Below are 23059 nucleotides of genomic sequence, written 5' to 3' on the forward strand. Positions count from 1 at the left end.
CGGATACGGGGTCCGGCGGATCGGCGACGCCCGCACCGCTGTCGCGTCCTCGCGTGGTGGAGTGCGCCGACCGGACGGTCCTTCCTCCGGCTCGCGGAGTCGCCGTCGAGCCCGATGGATGTCATGCTCATGAAAGGATTCGCATGTCCTCCATTCCTCGCAGGTCTCTGCTCAAGGCCGCGGCCGTCGCCGGCGCCGCCGCCCAGTTCAGCTGGGCGCTCGGGCGGGGCGACGCGCGGGCCGCCGCAGGCGCCGAGGCGCCGTCCGCGGACCGGCCCGCGACCGTCACCTGGCTGGAGAACGGCGGCCTCGGCGCCGCGCCAGGCTCCACGTTCGGCGTGCCCTGGCCCAAGGGGGCCCACCCCGCCGACCGGACCTTCGCGCTCACCACGGCCGACGGCAAGGAGATCCCCGTACAGACCTGGACCACCGCCCGCTGGCCCGACGGCTCCCTCAAGTGGACCGCGCACGCCGTCGGACCCGAGGCCGCCGGGGCGGAGCGGTTCACGCTCGCCCCCGGCACCCCCGCGACCGCGAGCCGACGCATCACCGTCGCCGAGTCGAACCGGCGGATCACCGTCGACACCGGTACGCTCAGGGCGGTGATCTCCCGCGACGGCGAGAAGCTCGTCGAGTCCGTGACGCGCGACGGAGTGAAGATCGCCACCGACGGGCGGCTGGTGCTGCTTCGCCAGAGCGACCTCGACGACGGGGACCAGGGCAACGCCAAGTGGGAGCGGTTCGACGGCGAGATCGCCGGCGCCACCTTCGAACAGCGCGGCCCGGTTCGTGCCGTGGTCCGCATCGACGGCAAGCACCGCAAGGGCAGCCGCAGCTGGCTGCCGTTCTCCGTACGGCTCTACTTCTACGCCGGTGCCGAGTCCTTCCGGATGGTGCACACCATCACGTACGACGGAGACCAGAGCAAGGACTTCATCCGCGGCCTCGGCGTCCGCTTCACCGTCCCGATGCGTGACGCCGCCTACGACCGCCACATCCGCATCGCGGGCGAGGGCAAAGGCTTTCTCACCGAGGCCGTCCAGGGCATCACCGGCCTGCGCCGCGACCCCGGCACCGCCGTCCGCAAGGCCCAGGTCGCGGGCGAGAAGCTGCCCGACCCGGCCACCTGGGACCAGCGGGTCACCACCCGGCTGCAGTACGTCCCCACCTGGGGCGACTACACCCTCTCCCAGCTCTCCGCCGACGGCTTCGCCCTGCGCAAGCGCACCAAGCCCGGCCACGGCTGGATCCCGGCCGGCGGCGGCGGACGGGCGAACGGCTTCGGCTACGTCGGCGGTGTCAACGGTGGACTCTCCTTCGGACTCCGGGACTTCTGGCGGAAGCACCCCGCCCAGCTCGACATCCGAGGCGCGGCGGGCGACGCCGCCGAGGTCACGCTCTGGCTCTGGTCGCCCGAAGCTCAGCCCATGGACCTGCGCTTCTACCACGACGGCATGGGCCAGGACACCTTCCCCGAGCAGCTCGAAGGCCTCAACATCACCTACGAGGACCACGAGCCCGGCTTCGGCACCCCGTACGGCATCGCCCGCACCAGCGAGCTGATGTTCTGGGCCAACGCGGCCACCCCCACCGCCGACATGCTCGTCGCCCAGGCCGCCGCCGTCTCCACCCCGCCGCAACTCGCCGCGAGCCCCGGGGACCTGAGCCGGGCCGGCGTCTTCGGCGGCCTCTTCGCCCCCGTGGACCGCTCCACCCCCGCCAAGGCGAAGATCGAGGACCACCTCGACTACCTCTTCACGTACTACAAGGACCAGGCCGAGCAGCGCCGCTGGTACGGCTTCTGGGACTACGGCGACATCATGCACACCTACGACGAGGACCGGCACCAGTGGCGGTACGACATCGGCGGCTACGCCTGGGACAACTCCGAACTCTCACCCGACCTGTGGCTCTGGTACGCCTATCTGCGCTCGGGCCGCTCCGACATCTTCCGCTTCGCCGAGGCCATGCCCCGCCACACCGGTGAGGTCGACGTCTACCACCTCGGCACCTGGGCCGGCCTGGGCACCCGCCACGGCGTGCAGCACTTCGCCGACAGCGCCAAGCAGCAGCGCATCTCCACGGCCGTCTACCGCCGCCCCTACTACTTCCTCACCGCCGACGAACGCGTCGGGGACCTCATGCACGCCCTGGTCGACTCCGACGAGACCTTCCTCGCCCTCGACCCCATCCGCAAGATCCGCACCGAGCCGTACACCCCGGACCGCCACGCCCTCTCCATCGGCTTCGGCACGGACTGGAGCGGCCTCGCCGCGGCCTGGCTCACCGAGTGGGAACGCGGCGGCCCCAAGGCGGCGAAGGCCGAAGCACGGCTGCGGTCCACCATGGAGACCATCGCCGCCCAGCCCAACGGATTCGTCCAGGGCACCGGTCTGTACGACCTCGACACCGGGCGGTTCGCGGTGGCGACCGAACCCGCCGTCGGCGTCTCCCATCTCTCCGCGATGTTCGGCCTGGTCGAGATGTGCGCGGAACTCATCGACCTGATCGACATACCGGCGTTCAAGGCGGCCTGGCTGGACTACTGCCGCTACTTCAACGCCACCAAGGCCGAACAGGCCGCCCGCTACGGCAAGAACTTCGGCACCCTGCTCCTCTTCCAGGGCCACTCCCGCCAGGACGCCTACGCCGCCGCCCAGTTGAACGATCCCGTCCTCGCCAAGCGCGCGTGGGCCAAGTTCCACGGCAGCGACGGCTACACCTCGGCGATGGTGTGGGACAAGACTCCGGTCCAGGGGCCCGCCGCCCTCGAACCGGGATACGAACACCTGTGGATCAGCACCAACACCACGGCGCTGTTCGGACTCGCCGCCATCCAGAACCTCGCCCTCGTCGGCGACAGCCTCCCCGCGTAGAGAAGAAGGAACGATGAGACGCACCGCCCTGCTCGTCGCCGCCGCGACCGCCGGCACCGTTCTGGCCGCTGTCCCCGCCCACGCCGACAGCCCCTACGGCCAGGGGCTCGACCACTGCACCCCCACCGAGGCCGGTCCGCTCGTCTGCCACTTCGACGTCGCCCCCGGAACGTACGACGTCATGGTCACCCTCGGCGGAGACACCGCCGGAGTCACGTCCCTCACAGGCGAGACCCGCCGCGCCCTGCTGCCCGAGACCTCCACCGGAGCCGGGGAGCGGACCCTGCGCTCCTTCACCGTGGACGTCCGCGAGCCCGAGGGTGAGCCGACCGGTCCCACCGGAAGCCCAGGGCTCGACCTGGCCTTCGCCGGCCCGGCGCCCCGGGTGGGGGGCGTGCGGGTCACCCCGGCCCCCGCCGCCACTCGGATCTTTCTCGTCGGCGACTCGACCGTGTGCGACCAGCCGGGCGAGCCGTACAGCGGCTGGGGTCAGCAGCTGCCGCAGTATCTGAAGCGAGGTGTCGTGGTCGCCAACCACGCCGACTCCGGTGAGAGCACGGTCAGTTATCTGGCGAACCCGGCCCTGTTCCCGACCGTCCGGCCGCTGATCAGGACCGGCGACCCGGTCCTGATCCAGCTCGCCCACAACGACAAGCAGACGGACGCGACGACGTACCGGGCGAACCTCACCACCCTCGTCGAGGGGGTACGGGAACGGGGCGGCCGGCCCGTGCTCGTGACACCGATCGTGCGCCGCTGGTTCAACGCCGACGGCACCTTGAACAACGGCACCGCCCTGCTCGTCAACGGCCTCGGAGTGGACCACCCGGCCGAGATCAGGCGCCTCGCGGGCGAGCTCGGCACCCCGCTGATCGACCTCACCGCCCTCAGCAAGGCGCGCGTCGAGGAACTCGGCCCCGAGGCGTCCAAGGCGCTCTATCTGACGGCCGAGAAGCGGGACAACACCCACACCTCGGTGCGCGGGGCCACCGAGTACGCGGCCCTGGTCCTCACCGAGCTGCGCGCCCAGGGGATCGTCCCGGACCGCCTGATCCGCTGAGTGCCTCCGAAGCCTAAGGCGACACAGGAGGCCGCCGCGGCCGGCCGAAGCTCCGACCGGCCGCGGAAGAGGGGTCGTCCTTCCCCGACCGGCTCCCGCGGGCGCCTCCTACCGGCCCGCTCGCCGCTTGTTCCACACGTCGAAGCCGACCGCGGCGAGCAGTACGAGACTCTTGATGACCTGCTGGTAGTCGGCGCCGATGCCGACCAGCGACATGCCGTTGTTGAGGACGCCAAGAACCACAAGGCGGCGGCGAAGCTCTCCTAAACAGCCTCTCCCCGGGTGTCAATGGTCCGCGTACGGCCGTTGCCGGACGAACACCCGTACGGTTAGCCTGTGTTCGTCATACCGATCTCTGATCGGGATTTCGAACGAAGAGGGGTGGGTGGACGGCATGGGGCGTCTTGTTCCCGCGGTGACCAGGGCATTCGACATCCTGGAACTGTTCCTGCAGGGCGACGGATCACTCTCCGCCCCCGAGATCACACGCAGGCTCCAGCTCCCGCGCACCACCACGCACGAGCTCCTCACCACCCTGGCTGCCCGCAACTACCTGACGCCGGTCCCGCAGCAGCCGGGCCGCTACCGGCTCGGCGTGCGCACCTACCAGCTCGGCAGCCGCTACGCCGAACAGCTCGACCTCGCCGCCGAAGGACAGGCCGTCGCCCGCGAGATAGCCGACACCTGCGACGAGACCGTCCATGTCGCCCTCCTCGAAGACCTGGACGTCATCTACATCGCGAAGGTCGACTCCACCCACGCCGTCCGCATGGTCTCCGCGGCGGGCCGCCGGCTCCCCGCCCACTGCACCTCCGTCGGCAAACTGCTCCTCGCGTTCCTCCCCGAGGAGGAGTTCGACGCCCGCGTCGAGGGCCGCGAACTGGCCCGTATGACACCCCACAGCATCACCGACCCCGATGCCCTGCGCACCGCCCTGGCCGAGATCCGCGCCCAGGGCACCGCCACCGAACACCGCGAGTCCAACCCCGATGTCAGCTGCGTCGCCGCACCCGTACGGGACGGCTCCGGCCGGGTCGTCGCCGCACTGTCCATCTCCGTGCCCGTGATCCGCTGGAGCGAGGAGCGCGAGGGCGAACTGGCCGCGCTCGCCGCGAAGGGCGCGGACGAACTGTCGCTGCGACTCGGCCACCGGAGCGCCCGATGACGCCGGAGATCGCCGTACGGGAGTACGCCGAACTCGGCGAAGGACCCACCTGGGACCCGGCCGGAGCCCGGCTGATCTGGGTCGACATCCTGTGGGCGGGCACCATGCGCTACGACGAGGGACCCGGCGGCGGCAACCTCGTCCGGATCGCCGGCGACGGCGCCGCCACCACGCTCCTCGACTCCGTCACGATCAGCAACGGCACCGGATGGAGCCCCGACGCCGCCCTCACGTACTACATCGACACCCCCACCCGGCGGATCGACACCCTGCGCGTCGAGGACGGACACGTCGTCGAACGCCGGGAGTTCGTCACCGTCGAGCCGGGCGCCGGTTACCCCGACGGACTCGCCGTCGACGCCGAAGGCTGCGTCTGGGTCGCCCTCTGGGACGGCGGACAACTCCGCCGCTACACCCCGCGCGGCGCGCTCGACCGAACCGTCCCCCTGCCCGTGCCGCGCCCCACCGCGTGCGCCTTCGGCGGCCCCGGTCTTCGTGACCTCTACATCACCACCGCCCGCACCGGACTCACGGACCCGTCCCCGCTGTCCGGCTCCCTCCTCGTCCTGCCGGACGCCGGCCAGGGACTGCCCGGCACGCCCTTCGCGGGCTAGGTCGTGTCCGCAGGGCCTGCCCGCCCGAACAGAGCCGGACCGCCCCCAACCGTCTGGACACGCCGCTGAGCTGCCGCTTAGGGTCGGGGGCCCAGGCGTCGGGCAGGCACCGTCCTCCCGCCCGGAAATTGTCCCGGAGAAGTGAATGGTCACCCTCGCCGATGTCGCCCGCCACGCCGGAGTGTCGGCCAGCACGGTCAGCTACGTGCTCAGCGGCAAGCGGTCCATCTCCGACACCACCCGCGAGCGCATCCGGCGCAGCATCGAGGAACTGGGCTACCGACCGCACGCCGGCGCCCGTGCCCTCGCGAGCAGCAGGACCCGGATCCTCGCCCTGATGATGCCGCTGCGCACCGACCTGTACGTGCCGGTGATGATGGAGATCGCCATGGCCGTCACCACCACGGCACGCACCCACGGCTACGACATCCTGCTCCTGACCGGCGAGGAGGGACCGGAGGCCGTACGCCGCGTCGAGGGCAGCGCCCTCGCCGACGCCATGATCGTGATGGACGTGGAGCTCGACGATCCCCGGCTGCCCCACCTACGCCAGGCCGACCGGCCCGCCGTGCTCGTCGGACTGCCCGCCGACACCACCGGACTGAGCTGCGTCGACCTCGACTTCGAGGCGGCCGGCGCGCGCTGCGTGGACCACCTCGCCCCCCTCGGCCACCGGCAGATCGCGGTGCTCGGCGAACCGCCCGCCGTCTACGCACGGGGCACCGGCTTCGCCGAGCGCACCCTCACCGGGCTGCGCGCGGCGGCGGCCGAGCACGGCATCGGAATCCTCCACCGCCCCTGCGACGGCACGTACGCCGCCCTCGCCGCCACCGTCGGCCGGATCTTCGAAGAACGCCCCTCCACCACCGCCCTCGTCGTGCAGAACGAGGCCGCCGTCGAACCCCTCCTCGCCCTGCTGCGCCAACAGGGCCTCGCCGTACCCGAGGACATCTCCGTCGTCGCGGTCTGCGCCACCCAGGTGGCCGCGCAGGCCTCCGTACCCCTCACCTCCGTCGGCATCCCGGCACAGGAGATGGGGCGGCGCGCGGTCGAACGCCTCGTCGCCCACCTCGACGGGCACGCGACCCCCGGCACCGTCCTGATCGCCCCGGAACTGACCGTCCGCGGCAGCTCGGGCCCGGCCGCCGCCACGCCGCCGCCCGGCCGCACCGATGGAGCACGCCGTGGGCATAGCCGTCGATGACTCCGCGACGGAGTTCCACGACTTCTTCGAGCGCCACTACGTCGAACTCGCCCGGCTGGCCCACATGCTGACCGGCGAGGCTGACGGCGCCGACGATCTCGCGGCCGACGCCATGGTCGCGCTCTGGCACCGCTGGGACCGCGTACGCGCCGCCGACCACCCCGTCGCCTACGCCCGCGGCGTGGTCGCCAACCTCGTCCGCAGCCGCATCCGGGGCGCCGTGCGGGAGCGTCGCCGCATCGCGCTCTTCTGGGACCGGCGCTCCGAACGGTTCGACGACCCGGACGTCCCCGTCGTGGTGGACGTCCAGTCCGCGCTGCGCGCCCTGCCCTTCCGCAAGCGTGCCTGCGTCGTCCTGCGCCATGCCTTCGACCTGTCGGAACGGGACACCGCGCTCGCCCTCGGCATCTCGGTCGGTACGGTCAAGAGCCAGACGTCCAAGGGCATGGCGGAACTGCAGTCGCTGCTCGGGCCCCAGGCCGCCACGGCGCTGGCCGGAGGGAGGAAGTGATGGACGACGCCCGGCTGCGCCGACAGCTGCGTGAGGCGGCCGACGCCCACCGGCCCGACCGCGCCCGCATCCTCGCCCGCGTCGAGCGGGGCATGGCCGAGCCGCCCGTCGCCAGGATCCGCCGGGCGGGACCGACGAGCCGCTGGGCGCGGACCGTCGCGGTGGCGTGCGCCGTCACCGGCGTCCTCACCCTCGGCGCGGTCGCCGCGACCACACTCCACCGCGTCGCCGCCCCGGCCGCCACCACCTCGGCGCCGGATCCGCTCCGGGCGTCGGGCGCTATCGACCCCGGCAGCAATCGCTGGTGGGCACAGAGCAACGTCACCGTCACCGCGCCCACCCCGCTGACCTCCCTCGTCGTCGAACTCCGCATCGCCCGCACGGGCGGCATCGCGAGCACGGGCCACTGGCGCACCCGCCCCGCCGAGGACTTCACGGTCTCGGTACGGGAGGAGTCCACGGCCCTGGTCTACCACTGGACCCTCAAGCCGGGCCGCACGGTTCCGCCCGGCAGCCATGTCTTCGCCGGCCAGTACAACCATGCCGAGGGCGCCCGCGACGCCACGGGCGACGCGTACACGATCACGGCAACCGACCTCGCCGACGAACAGAGCACCGTACGCGGCGACTTCACGCCCCGCTCATAGGCGGGGAGGGGCACCAGCCGCCGAGATAGGTTGCCCGGGTTGCCGACTCGGCCTCCCCGGGGGTGAGTTGGGGGCGGTTCTCCGGGACGGTGATCTCCGCGCCCGGGCCGGTGTTGCGGTACTCGGCGAAGCGCTGGGACTGCCACGGATACGCCTCCCGCATGTTCGCGTACGGCGCGGTGGCGTCGATGCCCGGGCCGAGCACACTGTCGCGCACGACCAGGGACGGCCATGCGGTCGTGTCCGAGCTGGGCACCCACGGGCGGGCCAGCTTGTAGTAGCCGTCTGGCGCCTCGCTGGTCACCCGGCAGCGGCTGGCCAGATAACCGTACGGATTGGCGCCGGCGGTGGACGGGGCGAAGACGAAGCCGTGCGGGGCGGACGCGAGGTCGGGGCGCAGCAGCGTACGGAAGTGGCAGTGCTCGAAGACCGCGGTCGCCCGGCCGAAGACGAAGTCGACGTCGCCCTCGACGTAGCAGTGCGCGAAGTACTGGCGGGCGAAGGCGGAAAGCGACATCGAGTCGGCGTAGAGCGTGTCCTGGTGGCCGAGGAACCGGCAGTGGAAGAAGGCGGACCGGTCGCCCTGGACCTTGATGGCGACCGCCTGGGTGCCGGGGTTCCCGGGGAGGTCGGTGCGCAGGAAGTCGTTGGCGAAGGTGACCCACCGCGCGGTGAAGCCGTCGGCCTGGACGGTGGTGGTCGCCGAACCGCTCGTGCCGTACGTGCCGCCCTCGGGGCGGGTCGTGCCGGCGGCGTTGTCGTACACCACGACGACGTCCCGCGGGTCCTCGCTCGCACCGATCCAGGTCATCCCGGTGCGGGCGGTGCTGACGGCGACGGTCTCCCGGTAGGTGCCCGGGGCGATCACCAGCGTCCAGCCGGCGCCGCTCGCCGCGCTCACCGCCGCCTGGACGGTGGTGTGGTCGCCGAGGCTGCCCGGGTGGACGTACAGGGTGCGCTCGTCGCGCCGGGCGACGGGCGATCCGAACCGGCCGAACGGGCCCGGGGAGCGCGCCGCCGAGGGTGCGGCGGCCAGGCCGACGGACAGCGCCGCACCGGCGCTCGCGGCGAGCAGGGCCCGGCGCCCGATCGAGTGACTTGGTGAAGGCATGCCAAAACTCTTTCGCTGGGGGAGGGGGTGCGGAGAGTGGAGCGGGATGCGGGATGCGGGATGCGGGATGCGGGATGCGGGAGGAGGCAGGGGCGGGGGGCGTGGTCGGACGGGTGACCGCGCGGCCGCCCCTGCCTCCCGTACGGGACGTCAGCGCAGCCGGCCCGCGCCCGCGCAGTGGTCGACGATGCCGGGCACCGCCTGCGGCACGTCGACCCGGGTGCGCAGGGACGGCGTCCAGCCCGCACCCTCGCGCAGCGTCTCGCCGGGAATCTGGGCGTTGTGGACGGCGAGCAGATCGACAGCGGCGCCGTTGACGAGGTTGCCCGCCGTGGTGACCGGCGCGTCGCTCCACTTCTTGAGGACCTTGCCGGCCGGAACGCCCGCGGGGAGCGTGAACGCGTTCTTCTCGGCGACGAGCTGCGACTCGAAGCCGATGCCGAAGCTGTACACGTATCCCGAAGCAGGCGCCACGAAGTGGTTGTTGTACGCGTCGACCTTGCCGAAGCGGACCCGCGGCGCCCGCTCGATCACGTTCTTGAAGAGGTTGTGGTGCAGGGTGACCCGCAGCTTGCCGCGGTCGGTCGCGCCCGCGCCGTCGCTGTTGCCGATCATCAGCGTCTTGTCGTGGTCGGCGAAGACGTTCCATGAGGCGGTCACCAGGTCGGCGCCGCGCACGATGTCCAGCTCGCCGTCGTGCTGCTGGTAGATCTCGCCGAAGTACGAGGGCAGCGAGCTGTCCGGGTGGGCGCCGTCCGTGAACGTGTTGTGGTCGATCCACACATGCGTGGAGCCGTGGACGACCATGCTGTCGTACTCGGAGTTCCACGCCCCCGTCGCACCGTCCGTCGGGTCCCACTGCGGGAAGCAGTCGAGCGGGCTCTCCATCGTCAGATTGCGGACCACGACGTTGTCGACGCCCTGGATCTGCAGGCTGCCGCCGGTGATGCCCGCGTTCCTGCCGACCCCGATGACGGTGGTGTTCGCGGGCACGCGCACCTTGATCGCCTTGCCCTGGGCGGTGGCGGAGGCCGCGCGCAGGTCCTCCTGAGGACCGCTGACCTCGTTCTCGTACCCCCAGACCGCCGGGTCGTAGTCGGCGAGGTACTGGTCGAAGTCGTAGCCGGGGGCCTCGAAGGCCGCGCAGCCCGCGGCCGTGGCGTTCAGCGTGCCGACGACCTTGACGATCCTGGGCTCGGTGCCAGCCACGGCGAGCGCCGCGCGGAACTCCTCCCAGGTCGTGACGGTGAAGACGCGGGAGGCGTCGGCCGCCGCGCCGCCACGGGTTCCCGTACCGTCCGACGCCCAGCCGTCACCGGCAGGCAGGGTCTGGCGGGCGGGATCGGGTCCGGCGGGCCGGGCGTGGGCGGCCGCGGTCGGGCCGGTGACGCTCAGGACGAGCGCGGTGGCGCCCACCGCCCACAGACGGGTGTGTCTCATGCTCGGCTCTCCTCGGGTTCGGGCCAGGTGATCCACCGCGTGGGGATCTCGTCGTCGAGCCGGCGCGTGTCGCTCGGCGCGAGGACGCGCGTCTGCAGCAGCTCGGCCGCGACCAGCCGCGCCACGGCGATCGCGCCGGGCGGGTTGAAGTGCGTGTTGTCCTGCTCGGTCGCGGTCCAGTTGAAGTACGTCTTCGTCGTCTCCGGACCGAGCTTCTGCCACAGCGCCAGGGAGAGTTCCTGGACGTCGAGGAGGACGACCCCCTCCTCGCGGGACACCTCCCGCATCGAGGCCGGGTACTCCCCGAGGGTCATCAGCGCCGTGCCGTTCGCGTCGAACTTCCGCCGCTCGACGGAGGTGGCGAGCACGGGCACCGCCCCGCGCTCCCGCGCCCCGGCGACGTACCGGCGCAGATTGTCCTGGTAGGAGGTCCAGGGCTCGGTGTAGCGGGTCGGGTCGGCGATCTTCTGGTCGTTGTGGCCGAACTGGATCAGCAGCAGGCCGCCGGGCCGGATCAGCTCCAGGATCGCGTCCAGTCGGCCCTCGTCGAGGAAGCTCTTCGTGCTGCGGCCGTTGATCGCGTGATTGGCGACGGCGACGTCCCGGTGGAGGAAGAAGGGGAGCGCCATGCCCCACCCGGTCTCGGGCGCGGCGTCGGCGTACTTCTGGGCGGCGGTGGAGTCGCCGGCGATGTACAGCGTGCGCATGCGGTGGGGTCCTCGGGGGGATCGGGGGAGGGCCGCCGCGGCGGGGGCCGCGCCCAGGGCGAGCGCGAGGCCCGCCCCGGCCGCGACCACCTGACGGCGGGTCGGTCCGGCCGTCACTTGTTCTGCGACTTCCACTCGGCCTGCGCCGTGTTGAGCTGCTCGGCCAGGCCGTCCAGGAACTCCTTGGCGGTGGACTTGCCGAGCAGCACCTTCTGGAAGGCGGGCTCGTTGTCGGCCTTGGAGATGGTGTTCCAGTCGGGCAGGTAGTACGGCAGCTGCACGATGGCGGCCTTGCCGCTGAACAGCACCTCGGCGGCGAGCTTCGTCGGCTCGGCCTTCTGGATCCAGGCGTCCTGCGCCGCCTCGGTGTTGGCGGGGATGGCGCCGGCCGACTCGTTCCACTTGCTGTTGGACTGGTGCGAAGCGGCGAACTCGATGAACTTCCAGGCCGCCGCCTTGTTCTTGCTGGAGGAGAACAGCCCGAGGCCGTCGACCGGGTTGGAGACCTGCACCCGGGTGCCGTCGTCGGTCGTCGGGTTCGGGATGCCACGGAACTTCTCGGTACCGAGGGCCTTCACATGGTCCTTGTAGGAACCCAGGTTGTGGTTGAGCATGCCGATCTCGCCGCTGTCCCACTGGGCGACCATCTTGGTGAAGTCGTTGTTGACGTCGGCCGCCGGGGTGTTCTTCTTGAAGAGACCGACGTACTTCTCGAGCGCCGCCACGTTCTTCGGGTCGTTGACGGTGGTCCTGTCGCCGTTCCAGAAGCTGGTGATGCCGCTCTGGCCGTACATGGCGTCGAGCGCCTGGGCGATGGAGCCCGCGCCGCCGCGAATGGTGTAGCCGAAGCGGTTCTTGTCCTTCGCCGTCAGCTTGTCCGCCGCGGCGTAGAACTTCGACCAGGTCGTGGGCTCCTCCAGTCCCGCCGCCCGGAACAGGTCGGTGCGGTAGTAGAGGACACCGTTGCTCGCGGAGGTGGGAACCGTGAACAGCTTCCCCTGGCCGCCGGCGGACTTGACGCTCTCGACCATGCCCGCGTTCAGCTTGCCCTTGAGCGCACTGGACTCGATCCGTGCGTCGAGCGGCTCCAGGGCGTTCTGCGCGGCGATGCCGGCGAGCATGGCGGCCCCCACGCCGCCCACGTCCGGCAGTCCGCCGCCCTGGATGGCGGTGTCGTACTTGGACTGCACCTCCGTCGAGGCGATCCCGACGTACGTCACCTTGATGTCGGGGTTCGCGTTCTCGAAGTCCTTGATGATCTCCTTCCAGACGTCGGTGCGGACACCGCCGTTGTTGTCCCAGAAGGTGATCTCTCCCTTGCCCGATCCCTCGTTGCCCTTGTCGCCTGCGGCGCCGCTGCCGTCGTCGCCGCAAGCGGTGACGGTCAGCGCGAGGACGGTGGTCAGGGCGAGGGCACTGGCAGCTCTGCGCCGTCCATTGCGGAAGATGGTCATCGTCGGCTCTCTTCTCTCGGGGGGATCTCACTCGGGGTGATGCGGAAGGTGGTGAAGACGGCCGTACCGGCGGGGCCCGTGCCCGTCGGAGCGGCGGCGAACAGGCCGAGCAGGGCGCCGACCCAGCGCCAGGGGGTGGCGGCGAAGACCTGGCCGGAGGGCGTGAAGCCGTCGGCCGTGTCCGCCGGGTCGCTGGTGGCGTACGAGAAGCGGCAGCGGGCCCCCGCGCCGATCTCGATCCTCAGCCGGGCCCGGCCCTCGGGCGCGGGCCGCGGAGGGGCCGCGTCCCGCTCGCGGTCGGCCGAGACCGGGGCGAACCGGTGCACCAGCCGGACGGCGCCGTCCGTACCGCGCTCGAGACCGATCCAGCTGTACGCGTCGCCGAGCACGGCAAGGCCCGCGCGGGCACCCGGCTCCTCGCTGTCGAGCCGCAGCTCGACCTCCACGGCGGACGGGTCGGCCGGCAGCCGCTGGGTGAGGACGTGCGGGAGCGCTCGCAGATCGTCGGCGTCCTCCGCACGGCCGCAGCTCAACCGCAACCCGTCGGCGGAGTGCTGGGTCGTCCACCCCTCCCTCGGGTTGGCCGTCCACTGCCACTGACGCCCGAACCGGCCGCCGGGGAAGTCGTCGTCGGTGGCGGGAGCGGACGGCGGCTGCCGCGGCAGCGCCGGCTTGGGGTGGACGGTGACCGGGGCGCCCTCGTCGCCGAGCACCGGCCAGCCGTCGTCGTCCCAGCGCATCGGCTGCAGATGGACCACCCGGCCGTACGCACCGCGCTGCTGGAAGTGCAGGAACCAGTCCTCGCCAGGGCCGGTGCGCACCCAGCCGCCCTGGTGCGGCCCGTTGACGTCGCTCCCGCCCTGCTCCAGGACGACCCGCTCCTCGTACGGGCCGAAGAAGCCACGGGACCGGAAGGCGCCCTGCCAGCCGGTGGCCACCCCACCGGCGGGGGCGAGGATCCAGAACCAGCCGTCGTGCCGGTACGCCTTGGGGCCTTCGAGGGTGAACCAGCCCGGGATGCGGTCGGCGTCGACGATCGTCCTGCCGTCGTCGAGGAGTTCGGTGCCGTCGGCGCTCATCCGGTGACCGGTCAGCCGGTTGTTGACACCGGAGCGGGACTTGGCCCAGGCGTGCACGAGATACGCCTCGCCGGTCTCCTCGTCCCACAACGGACACGGATCGATCAGCCCACGGCCCGCCTTCACCAGGTGGGGCGTGCTCCATTCACCGCGTACGGACGGTGAGTTGATCTGCCAGATGCCGTGGTCGGGGTCGCCCCAGAAGATCCAGAACCGGCCGTCGTGATGACGCAGCGACGGAGCCCATACGCCCCCGTCGTGCCGGGGCGAGGCATAGGACGCCTCCGGCGGCAGCCGCTCCAGGGCGTGCCCGACCAGCCGCCAGTTGACCAGGTCGCGCGAGTGGAGGATCGGGAGGCCCGGCGCCCGGCCGAAGCTGGAGGCGGTCAGGTAGTAGTCCTCGCCGACCCGCACCACGTCCGGGTCCGACCAGTCGGCGGCCAGGACGGGGTTGCGGTACGTCCCGTCGCCGAGGTCCCCGGTGGACCACGTGCTCTCACGGCCCCTCATCCGGCGACCGCCTTGCGCACGAGCGCCGCCGCCGCGTCCCGGTCGAGCCGGCCGTCGGCCACGACGGTGACGACCCGGCGGACCACCGTGCCGCCCGCCGGCACGCTCAGGCGCGCGTCGGAGGCGAGGGAGGAGCCGACGCCCGGGTACTCGGCGGCGCGCACGAACCACGGGTCCCGCCGGGTCTCCTCGGTCGCCCCCGCGAAGACCAGCGTCCACCCCTGACCCGCGAGCGCGACCCAGTCGGCGCGGGCCCCGTGCACGGCCTGTTCGCCGTCCGCGTCCGCGCCGAAGACCCCCGGCGCCGCGCTCTGCAGCGGGGCCCGCCAGAAGAATCCGCCGTAGGCCGCCCCCGGCCGGCCGTTGGTGGCCGGGCTGCCGAAGGACAGCTCCTCGTCCGTCGCGTTCGTCAGCGAGAAGGTGAAGTCCAGCGCCCACGCGCCGTCCGTGAGCGGGGCGGCGGCGATCGTGCGGTGCTCACGGAGCAGGACGCGCTCCCCGACGGCCCAGCTCAGCTCCTCCACGAAGCCGTCCGGGTCGCGGAGCTTGAACCCCTCGTGCCGCTGGACGCCGTGGTTGTCGAGCGCGGTAGGGCCCTGGTCACGGACGAAGGTGCGGCCGCCCCAGAAGTTGAACCCTGCGACATCGGGCACGGCGACCCCCGCACCCAGGTGGTGCGGATGGTCCTCGGGCAGCTGCTCGGTGACCGGGACACCCGCCAGGGTGGAGACGGGGTGCAGATAGGGGCGGGGGGAGTGGTCGGGCGCCAGTTCGGGGCGCAGTACGTACCGGGCGACCGTACGGCCGGCGACACGCAGAACCGTCGGGGGGTTCATCGGGAGTCCGCCTTCGGGGTCAGGGCCCAGGGGGCACCGAGCTCGGAGTAGAGGCTGAGGGTGTCGGCGCTCACCGCGACCAGCCCGTCGACGCCTGGCACGACCCGGCGGGGCGCGCTCTCGCCCGGCTCGGTGCGCCAGGCGTGGGCCGGGAGTTCCTCCGGGTCGGGCGCCAGCCTGACGGCCTCGACGACCCGCATGAACGCGCCGGTCGCCTCGGGCGGTACGAGCAGCTCGGTGCCGTCGGTGAGATGGGCGACGAGGTTCTCCAGGAGGTTGGTCAGCCCGTGGACGGACTCCTCCGGGCCGTGTCCGGCCCGCTGCAGCAGCACGCGGTCCTGCTTGTACCAGAAGGTGATCCGGCCCCGGCTGCCGTGCACGACCACGTACGGCTCCGAGGACTTCTCGGCGCACAGCGTGGCGGCCACGCTGACCCGGGTGCCGCGCGTCGTGAGGAGCCGGACGCAGGAGGTGTCGTCGGACTCGATCGCGTTGGCCCGGAGCAGCTCCGTCTCGATGTGCTCGACGTCCTCGGCGCGCGGGGTACCGGCCAGGGCGAGAGCCGTGGCGACGGCGTGGGCGAGCGGATTGGTCAGGGCGCCGTCGACGACGTCGACCCCGTTCAGCCGCCGGCGGCCCGCCCAGGGCGCGCGGCGGAAGTACGCCTCGTCGCGGACCCAGGCCCCGGCCCCGCCGACCCCGAGGAGCTCACCGATCGCGCCCTCCTCGACCAGCCGCCGGACGGCGGGTACGGCGTGCGAGCCGAGCGACTGGAAGCCGATCTGGCAGGCCACCCCGGCGGCGGCGACCCCGTCGGCCATCCGCCGGAACTCGGCGTACGAAGGCGCCGGAGGCTTCTCCAGCAGCAGATGCGCGCCGTGCCTGGCGGCGGTCAGGGCCAGGTCGGTGTGGGTCTGGATCGGGGTGCACACCACCGCGATCCGGGCGCCCGTCGAGGCGAGCAGCGCGTCGAAGTCGGCGGACTGCTCCGGGGTGCCGAAGCCGTCCAGCTCCTCGGCGTCGAGCGGCCGCAGTTCGCAGATCCCGGCGAGGCGGACCAGGCCCATCCGTTCCAGTCGGCGGATGTTGAGCAGATGGGAGCGGCCGTGTCCGCGGGCGCCCGCGAGGACGACGGGGAAGGGGGTGCTCGGCGTGCTCAACCCTTCACCGCCCCGGCGCTGAACCCGGTGACGAGCCACTTCTGGATGAAGGCGAAGACGATCACGACGGGCACGGCGGCGATGACGCCGCCCGCGGCGAGCGCGCCCAGATCGACGCTGTCCGCGCCCATCAGGGTGTTCAGGCCGACCGGGATCGTCTGCTTCTCCTGGCTGCTGAGGAACATCAGCGCGAACAGGAAGTGGTTCCAGGCATGGACGAAGGCGAAGGAGCCCACGGCGACCAGACCGGGCCGCAGCAGCGGCAGCACGACGATCCGGAACGCGGTGAAGCGGCTGCAGCCGTCGACCCAGGCGGCCTCCTCGAGGGAGTACGGCACGTTCCTGATGAAGCCGCTGATCAGGATCATGGACAGCGGCAGCTGGAAGACGGTCTCCGCGATGATGACGCTGCCCAGCGAGTTGATCATGCTCAGATTGGCGAAGATCTGGAACAGCGGGACGAGCAGCAGCGCACCCGGCACGAACTGGGAGCACAGCAGGGCCAGCATGAAACCCTTCTTGATCCGGAAGTCGAAGCGGGCCAGGGCGTAGCCGCCGGCGAGCGCGATCACTGTGGTCATCACCAGGGTGGCCAGGCCGATGAGCAGACTGTTCTGGAAGAACGTGGCGAAGCTGCGCTCGGTCCACACCTTCTCGAAGTGCTCGGTCGTCATCGGCCACGGCACGAGCGAGGTGGACCCGGCCGGGCGGAGCGCGAAGAGCAGGATCCAGTAGAAGGGGACGAGGGTGAAGAGCAGATAGATGCCGAGCGGCAGATAGATCTGCCAACGCGGGACCTCGTCCCAGGCGCGCCGCCGCCTGCGGGCGGCGGGTGCGGGCGGGTGCGGGGGTGGTACGGCGTCGGCGAGGGGCCGGGCGGACGCCTGGTGGGTGTCCTGGACGATCACTTGCTCTCGCCTCCGAACTTGCTCAGGCGCAGATAGACCATCGAGCAGAAGAGAAGGATCACGAACGCCACCGTCGTGAGGGCGGAGGCGTAACCGAAGTTGTGGGCGTCGACGCTGGTGTTGGCGATGTAGAGCGGGAGGGTGGTCGTCTCGCCCGCGGGCCCGCCGCCCGTCAGGGTGTAGAGGAGATCCACGTTGTTGAACTCCCACACCGCCCGCAGCAGGGTGGAGAGGATGATCGCGTCCTTCAGGTGCGGCAGTGTGATGTGGAGGAACTGCCGCAGCCGGCCGGCCCCGTCGACCTCGGCCGCCTCGTACAGGTCCTTCGGCACGGACTGGAGGTCGGCGAGGATGAGGATCGCGAAGAACGGCACACCGCGCCAGAGATCGGCCACGACGACGGCCGGGAAGACGGTGGCGGTGTCCGAGAGCCAGGACGTGCCGTACTCACCGATGCCCAGGTCGGCCAGGTAACGTGTGATGCCGGTCTGGGAGTTGTACAGCAGCACCCAGATCGCCGAGGTCAGCACCCCGGACACGGCCCAGGGCGAGAAGACCAGCGCCCGGCCGAGCGCCCGGCCGACGAACGTCTGGTTGACGATCAGCGCGAGCGCGAGCCCGAACAGCAGCTGCAGGGTCACCTCGACGGCGACCCACTTCAGGCTGAAGGTCAGGGTCCCCCAGAAGTGCGGGTCGTCGGTGAAGATCCGGGTGAAGTTGTCGAAGCCCGCGAAGCCGTTCCGCCAGGGCTTGGTGGGGTTGTAGTTCTGCAGGCTGTAGTAGAAGACGCTGAGCACGGGGTAGGCGATGAAGCCCAGCATCAGCAGCCCGGCGGGGGCGATCAGCAGATACGGCAGACGGCGGGGTGTCGCACCCGTGCGGCGACGACTGCGTGGCGTGGGGGTCTCGGGTGCCTGTGGCGGTGGGGTCACGGCTGTGGCCATGACGGCGGCTCCGTTCTCGGGCGCGAAGCGCTTCGCAGACGGTGTTCGAAATACCGGACAGGTGGAACGGGGAAGGATCGACCCGGGTGGTCAGCCCGCGTACGGATCCGGGGTCGTTCCCGGCCTGGCCAGGAACTCGAAGTCGCAGCCGGTGTCGGCCTGGGAGATCTGCTCGGTGTACAGCGCGCCGTAGCCGCGCTCGTACCGGGTGGGCGGGGGAGTCCACTCGGCCCGGCGCCGCTCCAACTCCTCGTCAGGGACGTCCAGATGGAGCGTCCTGGCCTCGACGTCCAGGGTGATGGGATCACCGGTGCGCACCAGGGCCAGCGGCCCGCCGACGTACGACTCGGGCGCCACGTGCAGCACGCAGGCGCCGTAACTGGTCCCGCTCATCCTGGCGTCGGAGATCCGGACCATGTCCCGCACCCCCTGTTCGAGCAGCTGGCGGGGGATCGGCAGCATTCCGTACTCCGGCATCCCCGGACCGCCCTTGGGGCCCGCGTTGCGCAGGACCAGGATGTGGTCGGGGGTGATGCCGAGTTCCGGGTCGTCGATCGTCCGCTGCATGGTGCGGTAGTCGTCGAAGACCACGGCCGGCCCGGTGTGCTTGAGCAGCCGCGGCTCGGCGGCGATGTGCTTGATGACCGCGCCGTCCGGACACAGGTTGCCGCGCAGCACCGCCACCCCGCCCTCGGCCGCCAGTGGACGTGAACGCTCCCGGATCACCTCGTCGTTGTGGACAAGCGCCCCGTCGAGCTGCTCGCGCAGCGTCGCGTGCGCGACCGTCGGGCGGTCCAGATGGAGCAGATCCGTGAGCCGGGACAGGAAGCCGGGCATGCCGCCCGCGAAGTGGAAGTCCTCCATCAAATACTGTCCGCCGGGCCGGAGGTTCGCGAGCACCGGAACCGTCCGGGCGATCCGGTCGAAGTCGTCGAGGGCCAGCTTCACCCCGGAGCGCCCGGCCATGGCGATCAGATGGATGACGGCGTTCGTCGAACCGCCGAGCGCCAGGACGGCGGCGACCGCGTCCTCGTACGCCTCGCGGGTCAGGATCCGCGAGAGCCGCAGATCCTGCCGTACGAGCTCCACGATCCGCATCCCCGAGGCGGCCGCCATCCGGTCGTGCCCGGACTCGACGGCCGGGATCGAGGAGGCGCCCGGCATCGTCACCCCGAGCGTCTCCGCCGCGGCGGTGAGGGTGGAGGCCGTGCCCATCGTCATGCAGTGGCCGGGGGAGCGGGCGAGCCCGTTCTCCAGCTCCGCCATCTCGCAGTCGCCGATGAGACCGGCCCGCTTGTCGTCCCAGTACTTCCACATGTCCGTGCCGGAACCCAGGGTCTCCCCGCGCCAGTGGCCCGGCAGCATCGGTCCCGCGGGCACGAAGACGGTCGGCAGGTCCACCGTGGCCGCGCCCATCAGCAGCGCCGGGGTCGACTTGTCGCACCCGCCCATCAGCACCGCACCGTCGACGGGGTAGGAGCGGAGCAGCTCCTCCGTCTCCATCGCCAGGAGATTGCGGTAGAGCATCGGGGTCGGCTTCTGGAAGGTCTCCGACAGGGTGGAGACGGGGAACTCGAGCGGGAAGCCGCCGGCCTGCCACACACCCCGCTTCACCGCCTGCGCCCGGTCGCGCAGATGCACATGGCAGGGGTTGATGTCGGACCAGGTGTTGAGGATCGCGACGACCGGCTTGCCCAGGTGCTCCTCCGGCAGATAGCCCAGCTGCCGGGTACGGGCCCGATGGCTGAACGAGCGCAGTCCGTCCGTGCCGTACCAGCGGTGGCTGCGGAGCTCCTCGGGCGCTTTCCCGCCCTGCGGGCCCGGCGTGCTCACGCCTGCCATCCGGCGGCTATCGCGGCGACCTCGGCGCGGTCCGCCTCGGGCAGCTCGCGGCTCGGCGGGCGGATGTCCCGGCGGCACAGCCCCAGAGCGGCCAGCGCCTCCTTGACGACGGTGACGTTGTCGGCGCTGCCGTTGGCGGCCCGCAGCTCCTCGAAACGGCGGATCCGCTCCCACACCTTCATCGCCGTCGGGAAGTCGCCGGCCCGCAGCGCGGTGAGCATCTCCAGGGAGACCGACGGGGCGACGTTGACCAGACCCGAGGTGAAGCCGGTGGCGCCGCCGGCGAAATAGGAGGGGGCGTACGGCTCGGCGAGCCCGGCCACCCAGACGAAGCGGTCGAGACCGGCGTCGCGGGCGAAGCCGGCGAAGCGCGACGCGTCCGGGACGGCGTACTTCACGCCGATGACGTTCGGACAGGCGGCGCCAAGTTCGGCCAGTCGCGCTCCGCCGAGCAGCGGGTTGCGGATGTACGGCACGATGCCGAGCTCCGGCACCGCCTCGGCGATGGCCCGGTGGTAGTCGACCCAGCCGCCCTCGGAAACATACGGATGGACGGGCTGATGGACCATCAGCATCCGGGCCCCCGCTTCTTGCGCATGACGGGCGGCCGCCACGGCGGTCGGCACGTCGTGTCCGACTCCGACCAGGACGACGGCGCGGTCGCCGGCCTCCTCGACGGTCAGCTCGGTGACCAGACGGCGCTCCTCGGGGGTCAGCGCGTAGAACTCGCCGGTGTTCCCGTTCGGCGTCAGGGTGCGGACGCCGCCGTCGAGCAGTCGGCGCAGCAGCACGCGGTGGGCGGCGGTGTCCACCGAGCCGTCCTCGGCGAACGGGGTCACGGGAATCGCCACCACCTCGGCGAGCGCGGCCTTCTCGGTCTCAAAGGTCTTGGTCACTCGGTCACTCACCGTCTTCGGGAAAGGCGCGCTCGACGAACGAGGCGATGTGGTCGTGCACGGCGAGGCCGGCGCCGGCCGAGTCGCCCGCGGCCGCGAGCCGCAGGATCTCCTCGTGCTCGGCGGCCTCGCGCTCCCAGGAGGGCGTAGCGGCCCAGGCCACGGTGGAGACGAGGGCGGCCTGGTCGCGCACCTCGTCGAGCATCCGGCCGAGCAGCGGATTGCCGCAGGGCAGATACAGGGCGCGGTGGAAGTCCCGGTTGGCCAGGGAGCGTTCGGCCGGATCATCGGCGCTCGCGGCCCGGCGCAGCGCGTCCCGCGCCTCGCCCAGCGGGGCCCGGGCGGCGACCGTACGACGGACCGCCTCCGGCTCCAGGAGCAGCCGTACGTCGTAGACGGAGCGGGCCATGTCGGCGTCGACCATCCGGACCGTGGCGCCTTTGTACTGGCTCATCACCACGAGACCGCTGCCGGCCAGGGTCTTCAGGGCCTCGCGCACCGGAGTCTTCGACACCCCGAAACGGGCGGCCAGTTCGGTCTCCACCAGGGCCTGTCCGGGACTCAGACCTCCGGTGAGGATGTCGTGTTTGATCGCTTCCAGGACGTACTGGGTGCGGGACGGGATGGGGCTGGGGGCGAAGGCCATGACGCACTCTCAGATCTCATGTATCGCGTCTCATATATGACGTACGAAGTGCAACGCGGTTGAAGCTAGGGGGGCGTTCATGTTTCGTCAATGCTTCGCGCAGGATTATTAGAAAGCGCTTGCTGCTGGCTGTGGCCAGGAAACACGGCGACGGGCGCCCGGACCGTGCCGCGGGCGCCCGTCGAGGCGGGGGAGGGAGTGGAGGTCAGCGGACCGCCAGCAGATGTTCGAGGGCCAGCTGGTCCAGCCGCTCGAAGGCCATGGACCGCTCGGCCGCCGCGGTCACGTCGAAATCCTCGAACGAGGCGCGGTCCGCGAGCAGACCGGCCAGCCCGTCCGGGGCCGTGGGGGTGGCGAGTTCGTCGAGCCGGGAGGCGGCCAGAGCCGCCCCGACCTCGGGGTCCGCGCGGAACGCGGCGGCACGCTCTTTGAGGATCAGGTAGTTGCGCATGCAGTTCTTCGCCGACTCCCACACGCCGTCGAAGCCGTCGGTCCGCACCGGCTTGAAGTCGAAGTGCCGGGGGCCTTCGTAGCCGGCCGTCTCCAACAGGTCCACCAGCCAGAACGCCTGGCGCAGATCGCCCGCGCCGAAGCGGAAGTCCTGGTCGTACTTGATGCCGGACTGGCCGTTGAGGTCGATGTGGAAGAGCTTGCCCGCCCAGAGCGCCTGGGCGATGCCGTGCGGGAAGTTGAGCCCGGCCATCTGTTCGTGGCCCGTCTCCGGGTTCACGCCGACCAGTTCGGGCCGCTCCAGGCGTTCGATGAACGCGAGCGCGTGGCCGATCGTCGGCAGGAGGATGTCGCCGCGCGGCTCGTTCGGCTTGGGCTCGATCGCGAAGCGCAGGTCGTAGCCCTGCTCGGTGACGTACTGGCCGAGCAGGTCGAAGGCCTCCTTCATCCGGTCCAGGGCCACCCGCACGTCCTTGGCCGCCCCCGACTCGGCGCCCTCCCGGCCGCCCCAGGCCACATAGGTGGTGGCCCCGAGCTCCACGGCTAGGTCGATGTTGCGGATCGTCTTGCGCAGTGCGTAGCGGCGCACGTCGCGGTCGTTGGCGGTGAAACCGCCGTCCTTGAAGACGGGGTGCGTGAAGAGGTTCGTCGTGGCCATCGGCACCTTCAGGCCGGTGCGCTCCAGGGCGCCCCGGAAACGCTTGACGGCGGCCTCCCGTTCGCCGTCCGTGGCCCCGAAGGGGATGAGGTCGTCGTCGTGGAAGGTCACGCCGTACGCCCCGAGTCCGGCGAGCCGCTCGACCGACTCGACCGGGTCCAGGGCCGGGCGGGTGGCATCACCGAAGGGGTCGCGGCCCTGCCAGCCGACGGTCCACAGGCCGAAGGTGAACCGGTCCTCAGGGGTGGGGGAGAAGCGTTCCGACATGGTCTGTCCCTCTTTTGCTGATTGCGGGGAGAACCCGCAGGGGAATCGACACGCGGCCAGGTCTGGTCGCCGTA

The 23059-nt window shown here is 71.4% G+C and carries 20 protein-coding genes and 1 pseudogene; 7 read left to right on the top strand and 14 right to left on the bottom strand.

Annotated elements, in window-relative coordinates; translation table 11 throughout:
• Nucleotides 1–143: 143 nt before the first annotated feature.
• Both ABZ939_RS29010 and ABZ939_RS29015 read left to right on the top strand, forming a co-directional pair.
• Nucleotides 144–2876: a Tat pathway signal sequence domain protein gene (locus ABZ939_RS29010; RefSeq protein ID WP_361861414.1), complete on the top strand. Its 2733-nt coding sequence runs from the start codon at nt 144–146 to the stop codon at nt 2874–2876.
• A 13-nt stretch (nt 2877–2889) separates the two neighbouring features.
• Nucleotides 2890–3936: a rhamnogalacturonan acetylesterase gene (locus tag ABZ939_RS29015; RefSeq protein ID WP_361861416.1), complete on the top strand. Its 1047-nt coding sequence runs from the start codon at nt 2890–2892 to the stop codon at nt 3934–3936.
• A gap of 108 nt (nt 3937–4044) precedes the next feature.
• Here the strand turns inward: ABZ939_RS29015 and ABZ939_RS29020 are convergent.
• Nucleotides 4045–4176, bottom strand: a pseudogene (locus tag ABZ939_RS29020) (sugar ABC transporter permease); the annotation flags it as partial.
• 154 nt (nt 4177–4330) lie between these two features.
• Here ABZ939_RS29020 and ABZ939_RS29025 point away from each other — a divergent pair.
• The 5 genes from ABZ939_RS29025 to ABZ939_RS29045 all read left to right on the top strand — a co-directional run bounded on the left by ABZ939_RS29025 (nt 4331) and on the right by ABZ939_RS29045 (nt 8077).
• Nucleotides 4331–5101 carry an IclR family transcriptional regulator gene (locus ABZ939_RS29025; protein WP_361861419.1) on the top strand — a complete coding sequence of 257 codons (771 nt, stop codon included), beginning with the start codon at nt 4331–4333 and terminating at the stop codon, nt 5099–5101.
• On the top strand, nt 5098–5715 hold the full coding sequence (locus ABZ939_RS29030) for an SMP-30/gluconolactonase/LRE family protein (protein WP_361861422.1): 618 nt from the start codon (nt 5098–5100) through the stop codon (nt 5713–5715). The genes ABZ939_RS29025 and ABZ939_RS29030 overlap by 4 nt, the downstream gene beginning before the upstream one ends.
• A 145-nt stretch (nt 5716–5860) precedes the next feature.
• Entirely contained in the window at nt 5861–6919 is a 1059-nt protein-coding gene (locus ABZ939_RS29035; protein ID WP_361861424.1) for a LacI family DNA-binding transcriptional regulator, read from the top strand.
• Entirely contained in the window at nt 6900–7430 is a 531-nt protein-coding gene (locus ABZ939_RS29040; RefSeq protein WP_361861427.1) for a SigE family RNA polymerase sigma factor, read from the top strand. The genes ABZ939_RS29035 and ABZ939_RS29040 overlap by 20 nt, the downstream gene beginning before the upstream one ends.
• Nucleotides 7430–8077 carry a hypothetical protein gene (locus ABZ939_RS29045; protein ID WP_361861430.1) on the top strand — a complete coding sequence of 216 codons (648 nt, stop codon included), beginning with the start codon at nt 7430–7432 and terminating at the stop codon, nt 8075–8077. The genes ABZ939_RS29040 and ABZ939_RS29045 overlap by 1 nt, the downstream gene beginning before the upstream one ends.
• On the opposite strand, the gene ABZ939_RS29050 is transcribed toward ABZ939_RS29045, so the two are convergent.
• The 13 genes from ABZ939_RS29050 to xylA form a co-directional block, all read right to left on the bottom strand.
• Nucleotides 8061–9188 carry a pectinesterase family protein gene (locus ABZ939_RS29050; RefSeq protein WP_361861432.1) on the bottom strand — a complete coding sequence of 376 codons (1128 nt, stop codon included), beginning with the start codon at nt 9186–9188 and terminating at the stop codon, nt 8061–8063. The genes ABZ939_RS29045 and ABZ939_RS29050 overlap by 17 nt on opposite strands.
• A 150-nt stretch (nt 9189–9338) precedes the next feature.
• Nucleotides 9339–10628, bottom strand: coding sequence for a pectate lyase (locus tag ABZ939_RS29055; protein ID WP_361861435.1), 1290 nt, complete (start codon nt 10626–10628; stop codon nt 9339–9341).
• On the bottom strand, nt 10625–11452 hold the full coding sequence (locus ABZ939_RS29060; protein ID WP_361861438.1) for a rhamnogalacturonan acetylesterase: 828 nt from the start codon (nt 11450–11452) through the stop codon (nt 10625–10627). The genes ABZ939_RS29055 and ABZ939_RS29060 overlap by 4 nt, the downstream gene beginning before the upstream one ends.
• Complete coding sequence (locus ABZ939_RS29065) at nt 11449–12789, bottom strand: sugar ABC transporter substrate-binding protein (protein WP_361861441.1); 1341 nt, start codon at nt 12787–12789, stop codon at nt 11449–11451. The genes ABZ939_RS29060 and ABZ939_RS29065 overlap by 4 nt, the downstream gene beginning before the upstream one ends.
• On the bottom strand, nt 12786–14378 hold the full coding sequence (locus ABZ939_RS29070) for a family 43 glycosylhydrolase (protein ID WP_361861444.1): 1593 nt from the start codon (nt 14376–14378) through the stop codon (nt 12786–12788). The genes ABZ939_RS29065 and ABZ939_RS29070 overlap by 4 nt, the downstream gene beginning before the upstream one ends.
• Nucleotides 14375–15214 (bottom strand): PmoA family protein, encoded by an 840-nt coding sequence (locus ABZ939_RS29075; protein ID WP_361861447.1) that lies wholly within the window; start codon nt 15212–15214, stop codon nt 14375–14377. The genes ABZ939_RS29070 and ABZ939_RS29075 overlap by 4 nt, the downstream gene beginning before the upstream one ends.
• Entirely contained in the window at nt 15211–16374 is a 1164-nt protein-coding gene (locus ABZ939_RS29080; protein ID WP_361861450.1) for a Gfo/Idh/MocA family oxidoreductase, read from the bottom strand. The genes ABZ939_RS29075 and ABZ939_RS29080 overlap by 4 nt, the downstream gene beginning before the upstream one ends.
• The gene (locus ABZ939_RS29085; RefSeq protein WP_361861602.1) at nt 16371–17279 is read right to left on the bottom strand and encodes a carbohydrate ABC transporter permease; all 909 of its coding nucleotides are present in this window, start codon (nt 17277–17279) and stop codon (nt 16371–16373) included. The genes ABZ939_RS29080 and ABZ939_RS29085 overlap by 4 nt, the downstream gene beginning before the upstream one ends.
• Complete coding sequence (locus ABZ939_RS29090) at nt 17279–18226, bottom strand: sugar ABC transporter permease (protein WP_361861453.1); 948 nt, start codon at nt 18224–18226, stop codon at nt 17279–17281. The genes ABZ939_RS29085 and ABZ939_RS29090 overlap by 1 nt, the downstream gene beginning before the upstream one ends.
• Before the next feature lie 90 nt (nt 18227–18316).
• Complete coding sequence (gene araD, locus ABZ939_RS29095; protein ID WP_361861456.1) at nt 18317–20068, bottom strand: L-arabinonate dehydratase; 1752 nt, start codon at nt 20066–20068, stop codon at nt 18317–18319.
• Entirely contained in the window at nt 20056–20964 is a 909-nt protein-coding gene (locus ABZ939_RS29100) for a dihydrodipicolinate synthase family protein (protein ID WP_361861459.1), read from the bottom strand. The genes araD and ABZ939_RS29100 overlap by 13 nt, the downstream gene beginning before the upstream one ends.
• A 4-nt stretch (nt 20965–20968) precedes the next feature.
• On the bottom strand, nt 20969–21610 hold the full coding sequence (locus ABZ939_RS29105) for a GntR family transcriptional regulator (protein WP_361861462.1): 642 nt from the start codon (nt 21608–21610) through the stop codon (nt 20969–20971).
• A gap of 205 nt (nt 21611–21815) precedes the next feature.
• Nucleotides 21816–22985 (bottom strand): xylose isomerase, encoded by a 1170-nt coding sequence (gene xylA / locus ABZ939_RS29110; RefSeq protein ID WP_361861465.1) that lies wholly within the window; start codon nt 22983–22985, stop codon nt 21816–21818.
• Nucleotides 22986–23059: the final 74 nt, after the last annotated feature.

The organism is Streptomyces sp. NPDC046712 (assembly GCF_040645695.1).
In the GTDB taxonomy this organism is placed as follows: domain Bacteria; phylum Actinomycetota; class Actinomycetes; order Streptomycetales; family Streptomycetaceae; genus Streptomyces.